The sequence below is a fragment of the Dongia sp. genome (assembly GCF_041905885.1).
Taxonomy (GTDB): Bacteria; Pseudomonadota; Alphaproteobacteria; order Dongiales; family Dongiaceae; genus Dongia.
On record NZ_JAYRKD010000023.1, the window covers coordinates 1 to 19,633 of the forward strand.

Below are 19,633 nucleotides of genomic sequence, written 5' to 3' on the forward strand. Positions count from 1 at the left end.
GACGTACGAGAATAGTGATCCTGCCTGATCGTCCGATCCACGCATCTGATCCCCCAGAAGCTTTCTTCACTTCGAGTGAATCATCTCCAAAGATCGACCGCTATAGGCTTTTTCAACAGCCTGCTAGCTCTTCGCCGGGGTAAGCTTCGCCAGGAAGCGCTCGAGATCGATCAATACGCGCTCGTGGAAGCCTTCGCCGATCGGACCCTTGTCGTCGGTGCAGAGCACCTTGAACTTCAGTTTGCGGCCTTCGACCTCGATGAGTTCGACGGCGCAGATGGCGGTCATGCCGATCGGCGTCGCGGCGCTGTGGCTGACATTGACATGGGTGCCGACGCTGCGCTGGCCCGGCGCCAGATGCGGCTGCAGCGCCGCGACGCAGGTATCCTCGACGAAGCCGACCATGAAGGCCGTCGCGAACACCGCCGGCATGTCGTGGAAACCGGGGAAATGCGGCGAGACGCTGGGGACGGTGAGGTCGGGGGTAACGGTGATGCTCTGCTGGTGTTTCAAGCCGAGCGGCGGTGCTCCGCTGGACATTCATTCGCCTCCAAATCTAGTTCCCAGGTCTGCCCCACCAGGTCCTTGCCGAACATGTGGTGGCGATCCTCCTTGACCAGCTTGAAGCCCTGCGCCTTGTAGATATGCCGCGCGGCGGCGAGGACGTCGTTGGTCCAGAGGGTCATTCTTTTGTAGCCGAAGGCGCGCGCCTGGGCGACGCATTCCTCGACCAATCGCTTGCCGAGCCCGAGGCCGCGCGCCGCCGCATCGACATAGAGCATGCGCAGCTTGGCGATCTCTTCGCTCTGTTTCACCAGGAAGATCGAGCCGACCACCTCCCCGCCCCGCTCCACGATCCAGCAGCGCTCCCATTTCGGATCGAAGCTCCTGGCGAAGGCCATCGCGATCTCGTTCGCCATGATCTCGAACTCACCGTTCCAGCCGTATTCCTCGGTATAGAGCCGCGCCTGGCGCGCGATCACCAGCGAGATGTCACCCGGCTTCGGCGCACGCAGAACATAACCCTCCGGTTCCGAACCAGTCCCCATCGCCGCCTCGATCGCGTCCATCGCCTGCACCATGCGCTGGCGCTGGGCCTGCGGCATTGGGTCGAGGATGGCGGCGACGTCCCGGCGGGTCACCTCGTCAAGCGGCGCGAAGGTCTTGCGGCCCTTGTCCGTGAGGGAGAGATGATAACGACGTCCGTCGGTCTCGGAGGGCGTCCGCTTCAGCAGCTTCTTCTTCTCAAAGCTCGCCAGGATGCGGCTCAAGTAGCCGGCGTCGAGGCCAAGATCGCGCGCGAGCTCCGCCGCGGTCGGCACGGCGCGATGCGCCAGCTCATAGAGAACGCGGGCCTCGGTCAGGGTGAACGGGCTCTTGAGCCAGCCCTCGCCCAGCACGCCAATCTTCTGGGTGTAGAAGCGGTTGAAGCGCCGCACTGCGGCGATGTCGCGCTCGAGGTCGTCCTGGGGAGATGAAATAGCCATCGCGCACCTGCCGTTCCAGCCTCCGGCAAGCCTATCCGCATATAGTTGACTCAGTCAAGCATCTCTCAGGCGGCCTCGGGAGCCGAGGCCGGGGCCTTGGCGCCGGTCATCAGTGCGACGGCATCCGACATCGAGTGTTCCTTGGGGTTGATGACGCAGAGCCGCCGGCCGAGCCGGTTGATATGGATGCGGTCCGCGACCTCGAAGACATGTGGCATGTTGTGGGAGATGAGCACGATCGAGAGCCCCCGCTTCTTCACGTCGAGGATCAGCTCCAGCACGCGGCGGGACTCCTTGACGCCTAAGGCCGCGGTCGGCTCGTCCATGATCACGACCTTGGAGCCGAAAGCGGCGGCGCGCGCCACTGCCACGCCCTGGCGCTGGCCGCCGGACAAGGTTTCCACCGCCTGGCCGATGTTCTGGATCGTGAGCAAGCCGATCTCCGAGAGCTTGTCCCGGGACCGCTTCTCCATCTCGGCGTGATCGAGGGTGCGGAACAGCTTGCCGAGCAGCCCGGGCTTCCGGAGCTCGCGGCCGAGGAACATGTTGTCGGCAATCGAAAGCGCCGGCGAGAGCGCCAGATTCTGATAGACGGTCTCGATTCCGGCGAGGCGCGCTTCCATCGGCGAGCGGAACGCAACCCTTCTGCCCTCGAACTCGATCTCGCCGGCATCGGCGCTCATCGCGCCGGTGATCGCCTTGATCAGCGTGGACTTGCCGGCGCCGTTGTCGCCGATCACGCCGAGGATCTCGCCGGGATAGAGATCGAAGTCGCAGCGGTCGAGGGCGACCACGCGGCCGAAATGCTTGACCAGCTTCCTGGCGGTAAGGATGGGTTCACTCATGCCGACACCTTCCGGATCCACTGGTCGATGGCGACCGCGATGATGATCAGCGCGCCGACCGACAGGAAGGTCCATTGCGGGTCGGTACCGATCAGACGGAGGCCGAGGCCGAACACGCCGACGATCAAGGCGCCGAACATGGTGCCGACGATCGAACCGCGCCCGCCGAACAGCGAGGTGCCGCCGATCACCGCGGCGGTGATGGCGTCAATGTTGGCGGTCTGCCCGCCCAAGGGAGAGACCGAGCCGATGCGGCCGATTAGGGCCCAGCCGGCGATGGCGCAGATCAGCCCCGCCAGGGCGTAGACCGAGATCAGCTTGCGCTTCACGTTGATGCCGGAGAGACGGGCCGCTTCCGGATCGTCGCCGATCGCATAGACATGCCGGCCCCAGGCGGTGTGGTTCAGCACGTACCAGAGCAGGCCCGCGAGCAGGATCATCAAGAAGACCGCGAAGGTGAAGTTGGCCTGGCCGAACTCGATGCGTGCGCCAAGGAAGGTGAAGTCGACCGGGCCGACCTCGATTTTGTTGGCCAGGAAATGCAGCAGCGGCGCCTGGGTGTCGATGTCCTGGCTGCGAATGGTCTCGTTCGCAGCGTAAATGAAGTTGGCCGCGCTGTAGATCTGCCAGGTGCCGAGCGTCACGATGAAGGGCGGCAGCTTCACATAGGCGACCAGCAGGCCGTTGAAGGCGCCGCAGGCGAGGCCCAGCAGAAGTCCCGCCGTGAGGCCGAGGATGGGCGGGAAACCATAGTTGACGCTGAACTTGCCCATCACCACCGAGCAGAGGACCAGGATGGCACCGACCGAGAGATCGATGCCGGCGGTCAGGATCACCAGGGTCTGCGCCGCGCCGACGATGCCGACGATGGCGACCTGCTGCAGGATGAGCGTGAGCGCAAAGGGCGAAAAGAATTTCGAGCCGTTCGCGATCCCGAACAGCGCAACCGACAGGATCAGCACCAGCAGCGGGACGGAGGAAGGTTTGGAATGCAGGAAGTGCTGGACCCGCTCGATCGGCGAGCGTTCGCGCACGTCAAAGGAGGCGACCCTGGTATCGGCATTCGCCAGGGATTTCTCGAACTCCGCTTCGGCCATCATCCGCTCCCGGCAGGCAAGGCGGCGACGGCCCCCGGGATTGAACCCGGGGGCCGCGCACCGTCTTGAGAGTGACGTCTAGAGTGTCTTGCCGTTAAGCGAGACGGTCAACCCCAGCACTTCGCCAGGCCTTCCTTCGTGTCGATCGAAGGAACGCCGTCCACCGGCTTGTCGGTGATCAGGGTGACGCCGGTGTTGAAGAAATCGAGGCCCGGGGTCTTCTCCGGCTTCTTGCCGGATTCCGCGAAGGCCTTGATCGCTTCCATGCCCATCGAGGCCATCAGCAGCGGGTATTGCTGCGAGGTGGCGCCGATGACGCCGTCCGCGACGTTCTTCACGCCGGGGCAGCCGCCGTCCACCGAGACGATCAGCACGTCCTTCTCGCGGCCGACCGCCTTCAGCGCCTCATAGGCGCCGGCCGCAGCAGGCTCGTTGATGGTGTAGACGAGATTGACGCCCGGGTCCTTCTGCAGAAGGTTCTCCATCGCGCGGCGGCCGCCTTCCTCGTTGCCGTCGCTGAAGTCGTTGCCGACGATGCGCGGATCCTTCTCATCGGCGTTGCGATGGATATCGACCGTGTCGATGCCGAAGCCGGTCAGGAAGCCCTGGTCGCGCAGGACTTCCACGGTCGGCTGGGTGACGTTGATGTCCAGGAGCGCGATCTTCGCGTCCTTGGCCTTGTCGCCGAGGGTCTTCAGGGCCCATTCGCCGATCAGCTTGCCGGCCATGAAGTTGTCGGTGGCGAAGGTGGCGTCGGCGGCGTCGATCGGCTCCAGCGGCGTGTCGAGCGCGATCACCAGGATGCCGGCGTCGCGGGCCTGCTTCACCGAGGAGACGATCGCCTTGGTGTCGCTGGGCGTGATCAGGATGCCCTTGGCGCCGTCGGCGATGCAGCTCTCGATCGCCGCGACCTGGCTCTCGTTGTCGCCGTCCATCTTGCCGGCATAAGCCTTCAAGGTCATGCCGAGCTCGTCGGCCTTCTTCTGCGCGCCTTCCTTCATCTTGACGAAGAATGGATTGGAGTCCGTCTTGGTGATCAGGCAGGCGCCGATCTCCGCGGCCTGCGCCGAACCGGCGAAAGCAAAGCCGAGCACGGCCGCGCCCAGAGCCGACGAAAGCAAAGTCTTCTTCATCGTGGAAACTCCTCCCAAGGGTTAGGGCCGCTGTTGCCGCGACCTTGATTTGGCCGGAGGTCCGATGCCCCCAACACCCCACTATCAAAAGGCAGCGCGGCTTGAGCGTCAATATGTAAATTAACTTGATTAATTAAGAATTCTCCTTGAGCATCAAGGGCCAGCCAGACACCGTCGATCGGGTGCAACGCCGTGGGCGTGGATCCCCAAGTTTCGAACGCGCTCCGCTCAACCGCCCCGCGTCCCGGCCGCGGCTCGAAGCAGGCCGATCTGCGCCTGCACAACGAGCAGCTGATGCTCACCCTGCTGCGCCGGCACGGCGCGCTCGCCAAGGCGGAGCTGGCGCGCCTGACCGGCCTCTCCACGCAGACCGCCTCGGTCATCATGCGCAAGCTGGAGCAGGACGGATTGCTGGCGCGCGGCACGCCGATGCGCGGCCGGGTCGGCCAGCCGTCGATCCCGATGACCTTGGCCGCGGACGGGGTCTTCTCCTTCGGCTTGAAGATCGGCCGGCGCAGCGTCGAGCTGGTGCTGATGGATTTCGTCGGAAGGGTGCGCGGCACGCGGCGGCAGAACTATGCCTGGCCGCTGCCGGATGCGGTGCTGGAATTCGCCCGCCGCGAGATTGCGGCGCTCACCGCCGAGTTGCCGGCCCGGCTCCGGCCGCGGATCGCCGGGCTCGGCATCGCCTCGCCCTTCGAGCTGTGGAACTGGGCGCGCGAGCTGGGCGCGCCGCAGCAGCAGATGGATGCCTGGCACGACGCGGACCTCCGCGCCGCCTTGGAACGCGAGCTCCCCTTCCCCGTCTTCCTGGAGAATGACGCGACGGCGGCCTGCGTCGCCGAGGTGGTGTTCGGCCGCGGCAGCATGTTCAAGGACTTCTTCTATTTCTTCATCGGCTTCTTCATCGGCGGCGGCGTGGTGCTGAACGGCGCGGTCTTCACCGGCAGCGGCGGCAATGCCGGCGCGATCGGCTCAATGCCGGTGCCGGGCAAGGGAAAGACGCCGATCCAGCTGATCGACGCGGCTTCGATTCAGCTGCTGGAGAACCGGCTGAAGGCGGCGGGCATCGATCCCTCGCCGCTCTGGCTGCAGCCGGAAGACTGGGACGGCTTCGGCAAGCCGCTCGAGGGCTGGATCGCCGAGATCGCCGGGCCGCTGGCGCACGCGATCGCCGCCACCTGCTCGGTGGTCGATTTCCCGGCGGTGATCATCGACGGCGGCTTTCCGCCGGCGATCCGTCGCCGCATCGTCGCCCGCACCGCCAAGGCCATGGCCGGACTCGACCTCCAGGGCATCGCCCCGCCGGCCATCATCGAAGGCGAGGTCGGGCAGAATGCCCGGGCGATCGGCGGCGCTTGCCTGCCGCTGCTCAATCGCTACATCCTCGACCCGATGTCCTTTGCGAAGGTGACGACTTGATGCATGCAGCCTGGTGCGCGGCGGCGTTGCTGCTGGCCTTGGCCGGGGGCGCCCGGGCCGATACCGGCTGGGCCGAGACGACCTTCGTCTTCGCCACGGTCGAAGAAGCGGCCGCGGCCCTCGGCGCGGCCGACGCGTATACGGCCGCGATGACGCCGCTCGACCGCGCGATGCGGCTTAAGACCGACCGCGCCGTCTCCAGCGAAGACTATCGCCGCTTCGCCGCCGCGGCGGCGCGGGACTGGACCGCCGCCGAGCGCACGGCGCTGCGCGCCGACATCGCCGCACTGGTACCGGCCCTGGCCGCGCTCAAGGTGCCGGCGCCGCAGCGAATCCTGCTGATCAAGACCAGCGGCGCCGAGGAAGGCGATGCTGCCTATACAAGGGGCGACGCGGTGATGATCCCGGAAGTGATGGCCGACGGCGCCAGCGAGGATCTGCAATGGATCCTCGCCCATGAAGTCTTTCATGTCGTCTCGCGGCAGAATCCGGCGTTGCGCGAAGAGCTCTATGCGGCGATCGGCTTCGTCAAGGTCGATCCCTTTCCCCTGCCCGCCGACATCGCCGCGCAGCTGGTCACCAATCCGGATGCCCAGGGCAACGATCACCTGGTGCGCGTCAGCGTCGATGACGAGGAAGTCTGCGGCACGCCGATCCTGATGTTCACCAGCGACCGCTATGACCCGCAGCAGGGCGGCGACTTCTTCAACTACATGAAGGACCGCTTCCTGGTTTCGCGCGGCATCGCCGATCGCAAGGACGGCATGCCGGTCGATCTAAGGGTGGCGCCCAGCAACCGGGTGGTCGGGCTGGAGCGCCGCACCGGCGAGAACACGGTCTACAACATCCACCCCGAGGAGATCCTGGCCGAGAACTTCGCGTTGCTGGCGACCAAGCTCCGGAACCCGCCCTCGCCGGAGGTGCTGGACCGCATCCGCGCCGTCTTCGCCCATGCCGCCAATCCCAAAGCCAACCCGGCACCGGAACCGCCGCCGCCCTGCCCCTGATGGACCCACGGACGGGCTTGCCTGGCGGCACCGCCCTCGGCTACAGAGGACGCCCCATCACCGGAGGCTGACGATGCTGCGATTCCTGACCGCGACGGCGTTCATTCTCGTTTCCGTCCCTGCCGCCTCGCACCTGGCCTGGGCGGATGCCACCGGTGCCGGATTCTGCACCGTCATGCAGGAAGGCATCGCGGCCTGTGCCGACGAAATCGCCGCCACCAAGATCCGCCAGTGCCCGAAGGCGATCAAGGAGGTCAAAGCCTCCTACGACGCCACCAAGGACGAGCCCAGCAAGGCCCTGCGGGCGGAGCTGCAGAACGCCAATGCCATGTGGATGGCGATCGCGCAGCAGCCGGCCAAGGAAAAGCTGAAAGGCGCCACGGCCGCGATCGAGAAGAGCTGCGCCAAACTGAAGAAGCTCGACCAGTAGCCGCTACTTCTCTTCCTGTGCCGCGGGACTGACCGCGCCGGCGCTGCCGAGCGCGCGCTTCTTCTCGTTCGCCTTCATGTTGCGATAGCGGACCAGCTGCTGGTCGGCGATGACGCCGATCAGGATGACGCCACCCATCACCGCGAAGTTGAGCGAGCTCTCGATGCCGAGCAGGTTGACGAGATTCTGCAGCACCTGCAGCAGCACCGCGCCGAGCACGATGCCGAGCACCGAGCCCTCACCGCCGCGCAACGAACAGCCGCCCAGCACCGCGGCGGCGATGGCGTAGAGCTCATAGAAGTTGCCGTGCGAGGCCGGCGAGATCGACCGGGTGTACATGGCGAAATAGACCGTCGAGATTCCCGCCAGCAGGCCGGAGATCACATAGGCGGCGGCGATCACCTTCCTGGAATTGATGCCGGAATAGCGCGCCGCCTCCTCGTTCTTGCCGACCGCGAAGAGATAGCGGCCGAACACCGAGCGGTGCAGTACCACGCCCATGATGATGGCGACGATGATGAAGGCGACGAAGCTGTGCGGGACGCCGTAGGTGCGGCCCATGGTCATCCATTCGAGGCCGGGAAAGGTCTGGCCGAACTCGAAGCCGGCCGTGCCGTCGCCGGTATACCAGCGCGCGAGGCCACGATAGATCAACAGGCCGCAGAGGGTCACCACGAAGGGCTGGATCTTCATCTTGGTGACCAGGAAGGCGTGGATGCCGCCCAGCGCCACGCCGGCGACGATGGTGATCAGGAAGGCCAAAGGCCAGGGCACGCCCCAGAGACCGATCATGTCGATGAAGATGACGCCCAGCAGCGCGAAGATCGAGCCGACCGAGAGGTCGATGCCGCCGGTGATGATCACGAAGCCCTGGCCGATCGCGAACAGGCCGAACAGGCCGATCAGGTTCGCCGTGTTCGACAGGTTGATCGGCGAGATGAAGCGCGGATTGAGGATCGCCACGGTGGTGCCGACGATCAGGATCAGGAGCAGGAGGCCGAGGTCTTTCTTCAGCATGATCTCTGTCTCAATTCAGATGCTTGCCGACCGCCAACTGCAGCACGTTGTGCTCGCTGAACCGGTCGCGTTCCAGGAAACCGCTGATGGCACCCTCATGCATCACCGCCATGCGGTCGCTGACGCCGATCACCTCCTCCATGTCGGAGGAGATCATCAGCACCGCGACGCCGGCATCGGCGAGGTTGCGCATCAGTTGGTAGATTTCGCTCTTGGCGCCGACGTCGATGCCGCGGGTCGGCTCGTCGAAGATGATGACGCTGGGCTTCATCGACAGCCATTTCGCCAGCACGATCTTCTGCTGGTTGCCGCCCGAAAGCGTGCCGGCGCCGGTCCCGACGTCGAAGGCCTTGATGTTGAGGCGCCGCTTCTGCGCCTCCGCGTTCTTCTCTTCCGCCGCGTTGCTGATCAGCATCCCCGAGGCATAGCGTTTCAGGTCGGGCAGCGAGATGTTCTCGGTCAGCGAGAAATCGAGATGCAGGCCGGCCTGCTTGCGGTCCTCAGGCACCAGGAACAGGCCGCGGTCGATCGCATCGCGCGGCGCGTTGATCACGGCGGCCTGGCCGTTGAACTTCAGGCTGCCGCCGACCGGCCGGTCGATGCCGAAGACGGCGCGGGCCAGCTCGGTCCGCCCGGCGCCGACCAAGCCGGCCAGGCCCAGGATCTCGCCGCGCCGGAGGCTGAGGCTGACCGGGTGGTTGGGGAAGGTCGTGGTGCGGTAATCGACGATCTCCAGCGCCGGGTCGCCGGGCGCCACCTGCGGCGGGATGTAGAGCGACTTCAAGTCCCGGCCGATCATCAGCCGGATCATCGCCTCCGGCCGCGCCGCCTCGCGGTCGAGCGCACCGACCATGCGGCCGTCGCGCAGGACCACGACGCGATCGACGCAGGATTTCACCTCGTTCAGGCGATGCGAGATGAAGATGATGCTAACGCCGTCGGCGCGGAGATCGTTCATCACCGCGAGCAGGCGCTCGGTCTCGGACAGGGTCAGGCTCGAGGTCGGCTCGTCCATGATCACCAGCCGCGCATCCAGCGACAGCGCCTTGGCGATCTCCAGCAGCTGGCGCTGGGCCAGCGAAAGATCCGCGACCATCGTGTCCGGCGCAAAATCGACGCCGAGCTTCCTCAGCAGCGGCCAGACCTGCTCGTGCAGCTTCTTCTTGTCCAGCAGCTTCAGCGGCCCCCCGTAGAGCGGCTCCCGGCCGATGAAGACATTGCCGGCCACGTCGAGATTGTCGAAGAGATTGAGCTCCTGGTGCACGAAGGCGATGCCGCTCTTGATCGCCTCGTTCACGGTCAGCGCCGCGTGCTCGCGGCCGTCGACCTTGATCGTGCCGGCGCTGGGCGCGATCACGCCGCCCAGCACCTTCATCAAGGTGGACTTCCCCGCCCCGTTCTCGCCGATCAGGCCGACGATCTCGCCGCGCCCGACCGCAAGGCTGACGTCGCTCAGCGCGACCACGCCCGGATAGGTCTTGCTGATCCCGTTCAGCTCCAGAAACGGATCGGTCGGTTCACCCATGAATGCCCCGGTGGAGTCTCAGCCCTGGTCGGATGGAAGCAGAGAAGCGGCCTTATTGCAACGAAAGGGCCGGTGCCGTCGCCGGCACCGGCCCTCAAAGTCACTCGGTCAGGCTTACTTACGCACTGTTACTTGCCCTGTCGCTTCTTCAGCTCCGCCTCGAAGGCATCGACATTCGTCTTGTCAATGATCTTGGTCGGGACGATCAGCAGCTTGTTCTCCGGGATCCAGGACTTGTCGCCTTCCAGCGCCTTGGCGAGATACTTCATGCCCTGATAGCCCCACTCATACGGCTGCTGGACGACGGTGCCGATGATGGTGCCCTCGCGGACGCCGCCCAAGGTGGTCGGGTCTTCGTCGAAGCCGATCACCTGGATCTTGCCGAGTTGGCCGGCTTCCTTCAGCGCCTCATAGATCTTCGGCGTGTTGTACGAGTAGAAGCCGATCATGCAGTTGATGTCGGGATTTGCGGTCAGCGTGTCCTCGACATTGCGCTTGGCGCGGGTGAAGTCGATGTCGTCACCGCGGACGTCCACCAGCTCGACCTTCGAGCCGGCGATCACGTCCTTCACGCCCTGGATGCGCTCCTTGGCGTTATCGGCGCCGAGCAGGCCGACGAAGCCCATGCACTTGCCGCCGTCCGGGAGCGCCTTCAGCACCAACTCACCGGCCTGCTTGCCGGCGTCGGTGTTGGAGGAGCCGATATAGGCGATGCGGCTGGTCTGCGGCGCATCGGAATCGGTAGTCGCGAGCAGCACCTGCTGGCCGATGCGGTTCAGTGCCTCGCTTTCGGTCTTCGGATCGACCGCGCTGACCATGATGGCGGCGACGCCGGACGCGACCAGATCGTCCATCAGGCGGATCTGGATCGCGGCGGAGGACTGCTCCGGATATTTCAGCACCAGCTCGTAGTTAGGCAGCTCGGCCTGCGCGGCCTTCACGCCGGCTTCGGCGGCTTTCCAGAAATCGGACGCGCCGTTGACCACGAAGGCCAAGGTCTTCTTTTCTTCGGCATGCGCCGCGCCGGCGAAGGCGAGGCCCAACGCGAGGGCGACGGCGGTGGATGCGATACGCTTCATGTCGTGACTCCTCCCACAGAGTTTTTTGACCAGAGAGTTTGGAATGTGAAACGGTCGAGTTTCTTGCGACGTTGGATCGCTTGATCGCGGCTGGCGCCGCCAGCTTGCACTCCCCTGTTATTGCGTCCCGGTTGTTCGTTAGAACGCTTTTCTATTTGTCTTACTTAAATACAAATCCCCGGCGGAAGACAAGGCCGGTTGTGGCGCGCAAGCCTTGCCCGTGCATTGTGCATCCGCAAAAGAGACCGGGGCATCACGTGCGGGCGATCACGAACAAATTCGCGTTAACGCTGCATGCCCTCTATCGCGCTGAAAGGCGGGAGAATCAGCGGTTGAGCGCCGCAGGGCCGCTGACGTAGCGGCTGCCCTTCAAAAAAAATCGGAGCGGCCGCTGGGCATCCTTGGTGAGGCCGATGCGGGTGCTCACTCCGATCTTTGCGGGCGAAGTGCTGTCCATCTTGGCCTCCACCCCGAGCCACAGCCGGGGGTCCCGGGTGAGGTCGAGGCCGTCCAGCCGCCGATCGATCAGCAGGGCTTGCGCGATGCGTCCGGGCCCGCGCAACAGGTCGCGGGACTTCTCGGTGCCGCGATGGCGCGCCATCGTCTCCGTCCCGAGCATCGGTTCGAGCGCCCGGATCAGCACGCCGGATCCGACACCTTCCGCTTCGCTGGAGACGTTCAGCATCCAGGCCGTCCCATAGGCGAGATAGACATAGGCGTGGCCATGGCGGAGGAAGAGCGAGCGGTTGCGCGGGGTCATCCCATTGAAGGCGTGGCAGGCGGCATCGCCCTGGATATAGGCCTCGGTCTCGATGATTCGCCCCGCGAGCATGCCCGCTTCCGCCAGGTCGCGCACCACGACCTTGCCGATCAGGAAACGCGCCAGCGCCACGGTATCGCGGGGCAGCTGGCTGCGCGTGAGACGCCTGAGGTCGTAGGGGCCGATCTTCATCGCTTGGTCACAGACCTTCCCGGGGGGCGCGGAGGTAGCACGGCAACACGCGGCGCGGCAATCCGCCGCCCACCCGAAATCCGCATTGAAACCCGGACTCCGCCGCTCTATCTCATTGTGCAGCGCAGCATCAGACTGCGCTTCTGGGAGGAAGAGCCGCCAAACCAACGGAGGTCTTCCTATGTGGCCCTATAATGAAGATGAAGCCGGCTGGCTGAAGCCGCGGGAACGCGCCGAACCGGCACGCCGCGTCTCAGCCAATGACAACGATTCCGCCCGACACGCCGCCTTGCGCAAATCCCCCGCCGGCGGGTTAGGCGTGCCGGACCCGACTCTCCACGGGAAAAGCTGAGGGAACATCGCCGCCGACGCCGGGGTTGACCTGGAGACTTCCACAATTCCGGCAGAGGAGATCCCCATGGATAAGCGGGAGGATCGCATCCGCGCCAAGGCACACCAACTCTGGGAAGAAGCGGGCCGACCCGAGGGCGAAGCGGACGAGCATTGGATGAAAGCGGCACGCTTGATCGACGCGGACCAGCACAAGACCAAGAAGAACAAGAAAGGCCCCGGCGTCGATATTGCGCCCGCCAGCGAAGGCAACAGCCTCGGCGACATCCGCCCCACCGGTCCGGTTGGGAACTAGAGTGATGCGCCAAGCCACTCAACGCAGTGAAACCCGCGCCGACCCGCGTGCGCTTCAGCGCTGGCTGATCGAGCCCAATGCCGCCGCCGATGATCCGTGGTGGCAAGGCCGTGATATCTGGCAGCTGGTGGTCGCGGCACCGAGTGCCGCCTTCGCCCGCCTGGAGGCGGAGCGCTGGGCGCTACGCCAGCACCGTTTCGTTCCGGTCGGCAATGAAAGCCCCAGCATGAATGCCGGCTTCATCGACGAGAAGCTCTACTTCGCCAAGCCGCTGGCCGACGAAACCGGCCCGCGGCTCGACGAGTTCGACGCGTCGACCGTGATGGTCCTGGCCGGGCCGATGCCGTCGCGCGCCAGCGCCTGAGCGTCATTGCGCGGTCGCCATCAGGCGACTCACGTTTGCTCCGAATCCCGCCGACTTCTTCCGGCACGGGGAACGCGCCGAGCGAAGCGGTGTTGGATCCTCCTGGACGGTCAAGTCCGATTGGACGCGACGGACTCCCCTCCGGCGCGCGGCGGTCCCCAGCCAATGACCGTCTCCTGGTGCAAGCCGGGAGCCGTAGTACGGCATCCCCTGCCCGATCTGCGGCATGTCACATGGTCTCGACCTGGCCCCTCCGCTTCCCCGGCGGAGGGGCTGTTTCTTGTCCCTTACGGTGCGCTCTCGCCGGTCACCGCACGGCCGGGAAGTATGGGCGCGGCGGCGAGACCGATCGCCCCGGAGACCAGGCTGCTCAACCCGAAGCAGATCGAGGCGGCGACGATGTTCTCGGCATCGGCGCCGACCAAGGCGAAACCGGTCACCAGGGCACCCTCCCGGACACCCCAGCCGCCGAGCGACACCGGAAGAGCGGCGATCAGCAAAGCGGAAGGCACGATCAGCAAGGCCGAAACGAAATCGACCGAGCCGTGCAGCATGCGCGCTGCGGACCAGAAGGTCAGCACCGAGGTCAGGTGAACCAGCAGGCCGGAGCCGACCAGCAGCGGCATCGCCCGCCGATCGACGGCAACCCGCCGGATCTCCATCAGCAGCTTGGCCAGGCCCTGGCCAAATGCCGGGATGCGCGCAATCAGTGGCCCGGTCTGCAACCCGACGACGAAGGCCAGCAGGCCGCCGAAGCCGAGCGCCGCGACCACCGCGAGCGCCGGCCCGCTGCTGACCATCGCCGCGAAGAACGGCACCGAGAGCGCGATCAGCACCAGCAGCGCGACCAGGCCGATCACGCGGTCGACCAGCACGGTCTTGGCGATGGTGATCAGCGACGCCGAGCCGGCCAAGGCGAGCGTCCGCACCAGGTCGGTGCCGAGGAACGACGGCAGGATCGGCGCGACCGCCTCACCCAGCCCGAACACCAGGCTGAGCCGCCGCAGCCCCAGCCGCAGCCCGTAGAACCGCAGCATCACGTAATCCCAGCGCCAGACCACCAGCGCCAGATGCACGACCAGGGTGAGGAAGCCGAAGCCGATCCAGACCGGATCCGCGGCGGAAAACTGCTTCAGCAGCTCCTCGAAATCGACCGCGCGCAGCACCAGCCAGAAAGCCACGATCGAAACCAGCAACTTCGCGGCCGCCAGCAGGATGGTCATGCGGCGATCCTTCGGCCGGCTGGTGGATTCCGCTGTCATGCCTCGATCGCTGCGCCGTGATGGAGTGTTTCGGTATGCGGCGGGAGACTATCCACCAAGGCGGCAAGATACAATCGACTTGGACAGATCGGGAACGGGAGGGACCCGCCGCAGGGAGCCCTTAGACCGGCTCCGCTGTTCTACCCCAAGCGAAACTTTCGGAGCCGCTCAATGAAGACCACGCTCTATTCCGTCATCACGGCACTGGCCGCATTCGGGCTGCTGGTTGGGGCGGTGCTGCTCTACATTGCCGCCCGCATCGCCCTGGCGGCGGTCTTGTTCATGCTGTTTGCCGGGATCGTGGTCTGGGCCGTGGTTCGACACTTCCGCGCCGCGCCGGAATGAACCGTCAGCGCTTCAACAAGTCCTCGCGCGACAGCAAGGTCACGCTGTCGTCGACCTGGCGTTCGCCGCGCTGGATCGCGGCGTTGACCTCGATCTCAAGCCGGGTGCGCAGGAAGGAGCCGAGCCGGGTCTTCCGCGCCGGGGCGCTGGCATCGAGATGCGAGATCGGCAGCTTCGCGCTGCGCAGGATCGTGATCGAGCCGACGGTGCGGTTGCCCTGAATCTTCACCCGGAACACGCCGAGACGCTCGTCCCAGACTGCATTATCCGCGACCGAGATGATGCCCCGGTCAAATTCGCTGCTATCGATATCGTTACGCGTCATGGTCCGACTCTGATCTGCTCTCTGCCTTCGTTGCCTCCCCCACGGATGCCGCCAACGGCGTTGCTCGCATGGACGCAAACCTGCGCATCCGGGTTCGACGGGTCAATCGCAGCGCAACCATGCGGGTGTGTGGAGCGCGCGCGCGGCGCGTAGACTCCTGCGCCCAATGCAGCCGCGGTGATCGATGTCACTCCGGCATCGCGCGCTGCACGGGACCGGGTGGCCCATCCGGCTGCGCCGCGCTGGCCTTGTTCGCGCCGACGGGCTTCCTGTAGGGTGAGCTACCGAGAGTTGGGTCCAGTGGGGGAATCACAATGTTTGCACGAGGTTACGCCGGCCGGTCCGCCGCTCGTCGCCGCTTGGGCCAAGCGATAGGGCGCTTCGGGGGCGCAACACTGCTCGCAATCCTGGGAATTTTTGCCGGGTCAATGCGCGGCGAGGCTGCGACGATCAGCACCTACTCCTTCTTCCAGGACGGCTACGCCGACCCGGGCAATTTTGTCGGGACCGCGACCGTTCAGGGCAGCTTCACCGGATCGGTCGAGCCGAGTGGCATTATGAACTCAGCCGGACTGACGGCCTTCCAACTGACGCTGACACTCAACCAGCCGAACGGTTCGTTCCAACTCCACAGCAGCGGCATGCCGTCGTTCTTTTCCTTCGATACTTTGAGCAGCCCCAATCCATCCGGCGGCAACAGCACGTTTGCGCTGGCCGTTGCCCTCGCCAACTCGTCGAACACTCTGTGCATCGGCGTTGCGACGCCGTTCATCTGCGGCCGCACCGCCAATGGCGGGTTCACCGTCTATGGTCTGACGACCATGAACTTCGCCCAGCTGACCCTGGTCCCGCCGACCGTCACGCCGATCCCGGCGCCGGTGCTGCTGTTTGCGACGGCTTTGGCCGGGCTCGGCCTGCTGGGCGCAAGGGCACGGCGCCTGCCTCGCGCCGCCTGACGTCTCTGCTACTTCGCCCGGCCCCAGCCGCCACCGCCGGCGGAGCGCAGGACCAGGCGATCGCCCTTGTCGACCCGGATCGCCACGAACTTGCTTGGGATCGGCTTCGGACCCGTGCCGTTGGTTTCAAGCGTCGCCCGGCCGGGCGCGCCGGGATCGCCGCCGGCGAGGCCCCATGGCGCCGTCTCGGCGCGGGTCTGCTGCAGATAGCCGGAGAGCGAGAGGCCGTCGCAGAGCATTTCGTATTCCCGCTCGATGGCGGCACCGCCGCGATGCGCGCCGCCGCCCCCTGAATCGGGGATCAGCGTGGTGCGCGTGACCCGCACCGGCGAGGTCAACTCCATCACCTCCGCGGAAAGCAGCGCGCAATTGCCGCCATGGGTATCGACCGCATCCAGGCCGGGGCCCGACTGCGACGCGCCCATGCCGCCGCCGATGATGTCGCAGGTGACGAAATAGGGCGCCTGGCCGTCGGCGGCCGCCACTGCGGGGCGCGTATCCAGCCCGCCGACGACGAAGGTCGGAAAGGAGATCTGGGTGCCGGCGATCGACTTCTCCGGTGCAATCTCGGCCAGTGCCTTCAGCACGACATCGGCGACCGCCTGTTGAGTCAGGTGCCGCACCGACACCGCCGCCGGGGCACGCGGGTTGAGGATCGAGCCCTCCGGCACCGAGATCGAAAGCGAGCGGTTGAAGCCCTCATTCTGGGGCAGGTCCGGCGTGAACACGACCTTCACGGCATAGCAGACCATCGAGATCGTGCTGGCGATCGGGTTGTTGAGGCCGTTCTGGCGCTGCGCGCTGGTGCCGGCGAAATCGAGCGCGATGCGGCCGTTGCGGATCGCGACGCCGACCTTGAGCTGCATCGGCTCGTCGGACGCAGCGTCGTCTTCCATCAGCACCATGGCCTCGGCTCGTGCCCCTTCATGGGCGAGCAGCACGCGGGTGAGCACGGTCTCGGCGTAGTCGGCGATCGCGCCGCAGCGCGCCGCAAATCCCGGAATGCCGTATTTCCCGACCAGCCGGACGACGGACCGGGCGCCGACGTTGCAGGCAGCCATCTGCGCGTCGAGGTCGCCGAGCGAGGCGTGCGGATCGCGCACGTTGCGCGCAAAGATCTTGAAGAAAGTCTCGTTCCGCCTGCCCTGGTCGATCGCCTTCAGCGGCGGAATGAGCAGCCCTTCTTCGTAGATCTCCACGGCGGTCGCGGATTCGGTGCCCGGCACCCGCCCGCCGACATCGATGTGATGGGCGATCGAAGACGCGATCGCGACCAGCGCCCCATCGGCGAAGACCGGGGCAAACATCACGATGTCGGGGGTATGCGTGCAGCCGGCATAGGGGTCGTTGCAGATGACGACGTCGCCCGCGCGCCAGTCGGAGAGCGGGATCGCCTTCACCGTCTTGCGGAACGCCATCGGCATGATGCCGAGCTGCGCCGGGATGGTCGGCGCCTGCGCCACCATGTTGCCGTCGGGATCAAGGATGCCGCAGGCATAGTCGATCATGTCCCAGATGATCGGCGAGAAAGCCGAGCGCCGCAGCACCGCGGACATCTCCTCGGCCGCGGCGATGATCTCGTGCTGGAAGACGTCGCGATCGATATCCGAAAGCCGTTCGGTCATCACTTCTTCTCCGTCACGATGAGGGCGCCGCGGGCGGCGACCCGCGCCACCTGCCCCGCCAGCAGCACGGTGGTGCTGTCGCGCTGCACGATGATCGCCGGTCCTTCCTGGCTGCCCTTCGCATTCACCGCGGCGCGGTGCACGACGGGAACCTCCACGGCCGCGGGCGAATCCAGGAACAGCACGGCGCGCCGGCGCTCGGCCGCGGCAGCGGCGTCTTCGCCCGCGACTTCGGGCGGGCGGACCTGGCCCATCTCGCCCAGCATCTCGGCACGCAGGTTGACGATCTCGACCGCGCGGCCGCGGTCGCTGTGTCCGAAGGTCGCATGGTGGCGGTCGTGAAACAGGCCGGCGATGGCGACGGGATCGAACGCATCGAGCAGCGCCTGCGGCACCTCGACGGCGAGCTCGTGAAACTGCCCGCGATAGCGCAGGTCGAGCAGGATGGTGAAGCGGCGGCGCTCAGGGGGAACGCCGTCCGCCTGCAGCTCGGCTTCGAGCGCGTCGTGCAGCGATGCCAAGGCGGCGGCCAGCGCCTTGCGATCGACCTGGTCGAGCAGGGCACGGAACGCGCGCTGATCGACATGCCGGATGTCGGTGGCGAGCAGGCCTTCGGCCGCGAACACGCCGGGATATTGCGGCACCACCACGCCCCGCATGCCGAGCTCGCGCGCCAGCATGCCGCCGTAGAGCGGCCCGGCGCCGCCGAAGGCGACCAGATGGAAGTCGCGGAGATCGAGGCCGCGGCTCGAGGTGACCGCGCGAAAGGCCTGGGCCAGCTGGGCATTGGCGACACGGATGATGCCCTGCGCCGCCGCCTCGATCGAGATGCCGAGCGGCTCGGCCACCTGCCGGCCGATCGCCGCGCGCGCCAAGTCGACGTCGAGCCGGATCTCGCCGCCGAGATAGTCCTCGGCGCCGAGCCAGCCCAGCACCAGCGCCGCATCGGTGACGGTGGGCTCGGTGCCGCCGCGACCGGTGCAGGCCGGGCCCGGCACAGCGCCGGCCGACAAAGGTCCCACCCGCAGCGCTCCGCCGATATCGACCCAGGCGATCGAGCCGCCGCCGTTGGACAAGGTCTCCACGTCGATCGCCGGCAGGCGGATCGGCTGGCCGTCGATAACGCCGGCGGTGCGCCGGCCCGGCTGCCCGGCGGAGATGATGGCATGATCGGCCGAGGTGCCGCCAACATCGAGCGTGATCGCCTGCCCGATATCGAGATCGGCGCAGAGTCGCGTCGCGGCCATGACGCCGCCGGCAAGGCCCGAGGTCAGCATGTGCCCCGGACTCTGCCGGGCTGCACGCGAGGTCGCCACGCCGCCGTCCGATCGCATCAGCCGGAGACTGCCGCGGAAGGTCTCGCCGTCAAGGCGGGTCTCGAGGTCGTCGAGATAGCGTCCGACGATCGGCCCGAGATAGGCGGTGATCGCCGTGGTGCTGGCGCGCTGCCATTCCTCCTGCTGGGGATTGACCTCGTGCGACACATAGACCGGGCAACCGGGCAAGGCCGCGCGGATCGCCTGCGCCAGCCTAGCCTCATGCGCGCCGTTCAGGAAGGAGAACATCAGCGAGATCGCGACCGCATCGGCGCCGAGCGCACGAATCCGGTCGACGGCCGCGGCAACGGCGGCATCGTCCAGGGGGCGCACGATCCCGCCCTGGGCATCGACGCGTTCATCCACCTCGACGACCATGCCGCGATCGACCAGCGGGGCCGGTTTCGTCTGAAACAGCGCATAGGTCTGCGGCCGGACCTGGTTGCCGATATGGAGCACGTCGGCAAAGCCCTGGGTCGTGACCAGGGCGACGCGCGCGCCGCTGCGCATCAGGAAGGCGTTGGTCGCCACGGTGAAGCCGTGCACGAAGAGATCGATGTCGGCGATGCGCGCCGCGCTCCGGCCGGTGATCCGCGCCAGGCCGTCAACGATGCTGCCCGCGGTACCGCGGGCGCCCGAGGACACCTTGTCCACCAGAACCAGATTGCGCGCGGAATCGACGAGGATCAGGTCCGTAAAGGTGCCGCCGACATCGGCTGCGACTGCCAACACGCTTCAATCCCCCAACGACGGCTTGCTCTGGTCACGCCCCATACATGATTGCAGATCCGATGACGCCG

20 protein-coding genes are annotated in these 19,633 nt (G+C 66.3%); 7 read left to right on the forward strand and 13 right to left on the reverse strand.

Annotated elements, in window-relative coordinates; genetic code table 11:
• Nucleotides 1-123 precede the first annotated feature (123 nt).
• From ACH2CY_RS20315 to ACH2CY_RS20335, 5 genes are all read right to left on the reverse strand, one after another.
• Nucleotides 124-540, reverse strand: a complete 417-nt coding sequence (locus ACH2CY_RS20315) for a thioesterase family protein (RefSeq protein ID WP_395021257.1) — start codon at nt 538-540, stop codon at nt 124-126.
• Nucleotides 510-1,487: a GNAT family N-acetyltransferase gene (locus tag ACH2CY_RS20320; RefSeq protein ID WP_395021259.1), complete on the reverse strand. Its 978-nt coding sequence runs from the start codon at nt 1,485-1,487 to the stop codon at nt 510-512. Before ACH2CY_RS20320 ends, ACH2CY_RS20315 begins: the two co-directional genes overlap by 31 nt.
• A 65-nt stretch (nt 1,488-1,552) precedes the next feature.
• Nucleotides 1,553-2,332, reverse strand: coding sequence for an ATP-binding cassette domain-containing protein (locus tag ACH2CY_RS20325; protein WP_395021260.1), 780 nt, complete (start codon nt 2,330-2,332; stop codon nt 1,553-1,555).
• Nucleotides 2,329-3,429 (reverse strand): ABC transporter permease, encoded by a 1,101-nt coding sequence (locus ACH2CY_RS20330; RefSeq protein WP_395021261.1) that lies wholly within the window; start codon nt 3,427-3,429, stop codon nt 2,329-2,331. The genes ACH2CY_RS20325 and ACH2CY_RS20330 overlap by 4 nt, the downstream gene beginning before the upstream one ends.
• A 107-nt stretch (nt 3,430-3,536) precedes the next feature.
• Nucleotides 3,537-4,562 (reverse strand): sugar ABC transporter substrate-binding protein, encoded by a 1,026-nt coding sequence (locus ACH2CY_RS20335; protein WP_395021262.1) that lies wholly within the window; start codon nt 4,560-4,562, stop codon nt 3,537-3,539.
• 198 nt (nt 4,563-4,760) lie between these two features.
• Between ACH2CY_RS20335 and ACH2CY_RS20340 the strand changes: the two genes are divergently transcribed.
• From ACH2CY_RS20340 to ACH2CY_RS20350, 3 genes are all read left to right on the forward strand, one after another.
• Complete coding sequence (locus ACH2CY_RS20340) at nt 4,761-5,984, forward strand: ROK family protein (protein WP_395021263.1); 1,224 nt, start codon at nt 4,761-4,763, stop codon at nt 5,982-5,984.
• Nucleotides 5,984-6,991, forward strand: coding sequence for a hypothetical protein (locus tag ACH2CY_RS20345; RefSeq protein WP_395021265.1), 1,008 nt, complete (start codon nt 5,984-5,986; stop codon nt 6,989-6,991). The genes ACH2CY_RS20340 and ACH2CY_RS20345 overlap by 1 nt, the downstream gene beginning before the upstream one ends.
• Before the next feature lie 73 nt (nt 6,992-7,064).
• A complete protein-coding gene (locus tag ACH2CY_RS20350; RefSeq protein ID WP_395021266.1) occupies nt 7,065-7,421 on the forward strand; it encodes a hypothetical protein in 357 nt (118 codons plus the stop codon).
• A gap of 3 nt (nt 7,422-7,424) precedes the next feature.
• Here ACH2CY_RS20350 and ACH2CY_RS20355 read toward each other — a convergent pair whose 3' ends face one another.
• The 4 genes from ACH2CY_RS20355 to ACH2CY_RS20370 form a co-directional block, all read right to left on the reverse strand.
• Nucleotides 7,425-8,438, reverse strand: a complete 1,014-nt coding sequence (locus tag ACH2CY_RS20355) for an ABC transporter permease (protein ID WP_395021268.1) — start codon at nt 8,436-8,438, stop codon at nt 7,425-7,427.
• A gap of 10 nt (nt 8,439-8,448) precedes the next feature.
• Nucleotides 8,449-9,963 carry a sugar ABC transporter ATP-binding protein gene (locus ACH2CY_RS20360; RefSeq protein ID WP_395021269.1) on the reverse strand — a complete coding sequence of 505 codons (1,515 nt, stop codon included), beginning with the start codon at nt 9,961-9,963 and terminating at the stop codon, nt 8,449-8,451.
• 128 nt (nt 9,964-10,091) lie between these two features.
• Nucleotides 10,092-11,042: a sugar-binding protein gene (locus ACH2CY_RS20365; RefSeq protein ID WP_395021270.1), complete on the reverse strand. Its 951-nt coding sequence runs from the start codon at nt 11,040-11,042 to the stop codon at nt 10,092-10,094.
• Nucleotides 11,043-11,367: 325 nt separating this feature from the next.
• The gene (locus ACH2CY_RS20370) at nt 11,368-11,994 is read right to left on the reverse strand and encodes a DNA-3-methyladenine glycosylase (protein ID WP_395021272.1); all 627 of its coding nucleotides are present in this window, start codon (nt 11,992-11,994) and stop codon (nt 11,368-11,370) included.
• Nucleotides 11,995-12,412: 418 nt separating this feature from the next.
• Here ACH2CY_RS20370 and ACH2CY_RS20375 point away from each other — a divergent pair, with 418 nt between their 5' ends.
• The gene (locus ACH2CY_RS20375) at nt 12,413-12,640 is read left to right on the forward strand and encodes a DUF2934 domain-containing protein (RefSeq protein WP_395021274.1); all 228 of its coding nucleotides are present in this window, start codon (nt 12,413-12,415) and stop codon (nt 12,638-12,640) included.
• Nucleotides 12,641-12,644: 4 nt separating this feature from the next.
• The gene (locus ACH2CY_RS20380; protein ID WP_395021275.1) at nt 12,645-13,004 is read left to right on the forward strand and encodes a hypothetical protein; all 360 of its coding nucleotides are present in this window, start codon (nt 12,645-12,647) and stop codon (nt 13,002-13,004) included.
• A gap of 287 nt (nt 13,005-13,291) precedes the next feature.
• Here the strand turns inward: ACH2CY_RS20380 and ACH2CY_RS20385 are convergent, their stop codons facing one another.
• A complete protein-coding gene (locus tag ACH2CY_RS20385) occupies nt 13,292-14,266 on the reverse strand; it encodes a lysylphosphatidylglycerol synthase transmembrane domain-containing protein (protein WP_395021276.1) in 975 nt (324 codons plus the stop codon).
• A 171-nt stretch (nt 14,267-14,437) separates the two neighbouring features.
• Here ACH2CY_RS20385 and ACH2CY_RS20390 point away from each other — a divergent pair, with 171 nt between their 5' ends.
• Nucleotides 14,438-14,611 (forward strand): hypothetical protein, encoded by a 174-nt coding sequence (locus ACH2CY_RS20390; protein ID WP_395021277.1) that lies wholly within the window; start codon nt 14,438-14,440, stop codon nt 14,609-14,611.
• A 4-nt stretch (nt 14,612-14,615) separates the two neighbouring features.
• Here ACH2CY_RS20390 and ACH2CY_RS20395 read toward each other — a convergent pair whose 3' ends face one another.
• Complete coding sequence (locus tag ACH2CY_RS20395; protein ID WP_395021279.1) at nt 14,616-14,936, reverse strand: hypothetical protein; 321 nt, start codon at nt 14,934-14,936, stop codon at nt 14,616-14,618.
• Nucleotides 14,937-15,364: 428 nt separating this feature from the next.
• On the opposite strand from ACH2CY_RS20395, the gene ACH2CY_RS20400 reads away from it, so the two are divergent.
• Nucleotides 15,365-15,892, forward strand: a complete 528-nt coding sequence (locus ACH2CY_RS20400; RefSeq protein ID WP_395021280.1) for a hypothetical protein — start codon at nt 15,365-15,367, stop codon at nt 15,890-15,892.
• 8 nt (nt 15,893-15,900) lie between these two features.
• Here the strand turns inward: ACH2CY_RS20400 and ACH2CY_RS20405 are convergent, their stop codons facing one another.
• Together ACH2CY_RS20405 and ACH2CY_RS20410 are read right to left on the reverse strand one after the other, a co-directional pair.
• Nucleotides 15,901-17,517, reverse strand: a complete 1,617-nt coding sequence (locus tag ACH2CY_RS20405; protein ID WP_395021282.1) for a hydantoinase B/oxoprolinase family protein — start codon at nt 17,515-17,517, stop codon at nt 15,901-15,903.
• On the reverse strand, nt 17,517-19,565 hold the full coding sequence (locus tag ACH2CY_RS20410) for a hydantoinase/oxoprolinase family protein (protein WP_395021283.1): 2,049 nt from the start codon (nt 19,563-19,565) through the stop codon (nt 17,517-17,519). The genes ACH2CY_RS20405 and ACH2CY_RS20410 overlap by 1 nt, the downstream gene beginning before the upstream one ends.
• Between the last annotated feature and the right edge of the window lie 68 nt (nt 19,566-19,633).

Excerpts from the sequence above, each read along its gene's own strand:
- ACH2CY_RS20325 (WP_395021260.1), bottom strand. The coding sequence starts at position 2,332 with ATGAGTGAACCCATCCTTACCGCCAGGAAGCTGGTCAAGCATTTCGGC.
- ACH2CY_RS20405 (WP_395021282.1), bottom strand. The coding sequence starts at position 17,517 with ATGACCGAACGGCTTTCGGATATCGATCGCGACGTCTTCCAGCACGAG.
- ACH2CY_RS20330 (WP_395021261.1), bottom strand. The coding sequence starts at position 3,429 with ATGGCCGAAGCGGAGTTCGAGAAATCCCTGGCGAATGCCGATACCAGG.
- ACH2CY_RS20320 (WP_395021259.1), bottom strand. The coding sequence starts at position 1,487 with ATGGCTATTTCATCTCCCCAGGACGACCTCGAGCGCGACATCGCCGCA.
- ACH2CY_RS20380 (WP_395021275.1), top strand. The coding sequence starts at position 12,645 with ATGCGCCAAGCCACTCAACGCAGTGAAACCCGCGCCGACCCGCGTGCG.
- ACH2CY_RS20355 (WP_395021268.1), bottom strand. The coding sequence starts at position 8,438 with ATGCTGAAGAAAGACCTCGGCCTCCTGCTCCTGATCCTGATCGTCGGC.
- ACH2CY_RS20345 (WP_395021265.1), top strand. The coding sequence starts at position 5,984 with ATGCATGCAGCCTGGTGCGCGGCGGCGTTGCTGCTGGCCTTGGCCGGG.
- ACH2CY_RS20400 (WP_395021280.1), top strand. The coding sequence starts at position 15,365 with ATGCGCGGCGAGGCTGCGACGATCAGCACCTACTCCTTCTTCCAGGAC.
- ACH2CY_RS20395 (WP_395021279.1), bottom strand. The coding sequence starts at position 14,936 with ATGACGCGTAACGATATCGATAGCAGCGAATTTGACCGGGGCATCATC.
- ACH2CY_RS20390 (WP_395021277.1), top strand. The coding sequence starts at position 14,438 with ATGAAGACCACGCTCTATTCCGTCATCACGGCACTGGCCGCATTCGGG.
- ACH2CY_RS20370 (WP_395021272.1), bottom strand. The coding sequence starts at position 11,994 with ATGAAGATCGGCCCCTACGACCTCAGGCGTCTCACGCGCAGCCAGCTG.
- ACH2CY_RS20315 (WP_395021257.1), bottom strand. The coding sequence starts at position 540 with ATGTCCAGCGGAGCACCGCCGCTCGGCTTGAAACACCAGCAGAGCATC.
- ACH2CY_RS20365 (WP_395021270.1), bottom strand. The coding sequence starts at position 11,042 with ATGAAGCGTATCGCATCCACCGCCGTCGCCCTCGCGTTGGGCCTCGCC.
- ACH2CY_RS20335 (WP_395021262.1), bottom strand. The coding sequence starts at position 4,562 with ATGAAGAAGACTTTGCTTTCGTCGGCTCTGGGCGCGGCCGTGCTCGGC.
- ACH2CY_RS20360 (WP_395021269.1), bottom strand. The coding sequence starts at position 9,963 with ATGGGTGAACCGACCGATCCGTTTCTGGAGCTGAACGGGATCAGCAAG.
- ACH2CY_RS20350 (WP_395021266.1), top strand. The coding sequence starts at position 7,065 with ATGCTGCGATTCCTGACCGCGACGGCGTTCATTCTCGTTTCCGTCCCT.
- ACH2CY_RS20385 (WP_395021276.1), bottom strand. The coding sequence starts at position 14,266 with ATGACAGCGGAATCCACCAGCCGGCCGAAGGATCGCCGCATGACCATC.
- ACH2CY_RS20375 (WP_395021274.1), top strand. The coding sequence starts at position 12,413 with ATGGATAAGCGGGAGGATCGCATCCGCGCCAAGGCACACCAACTCTGG.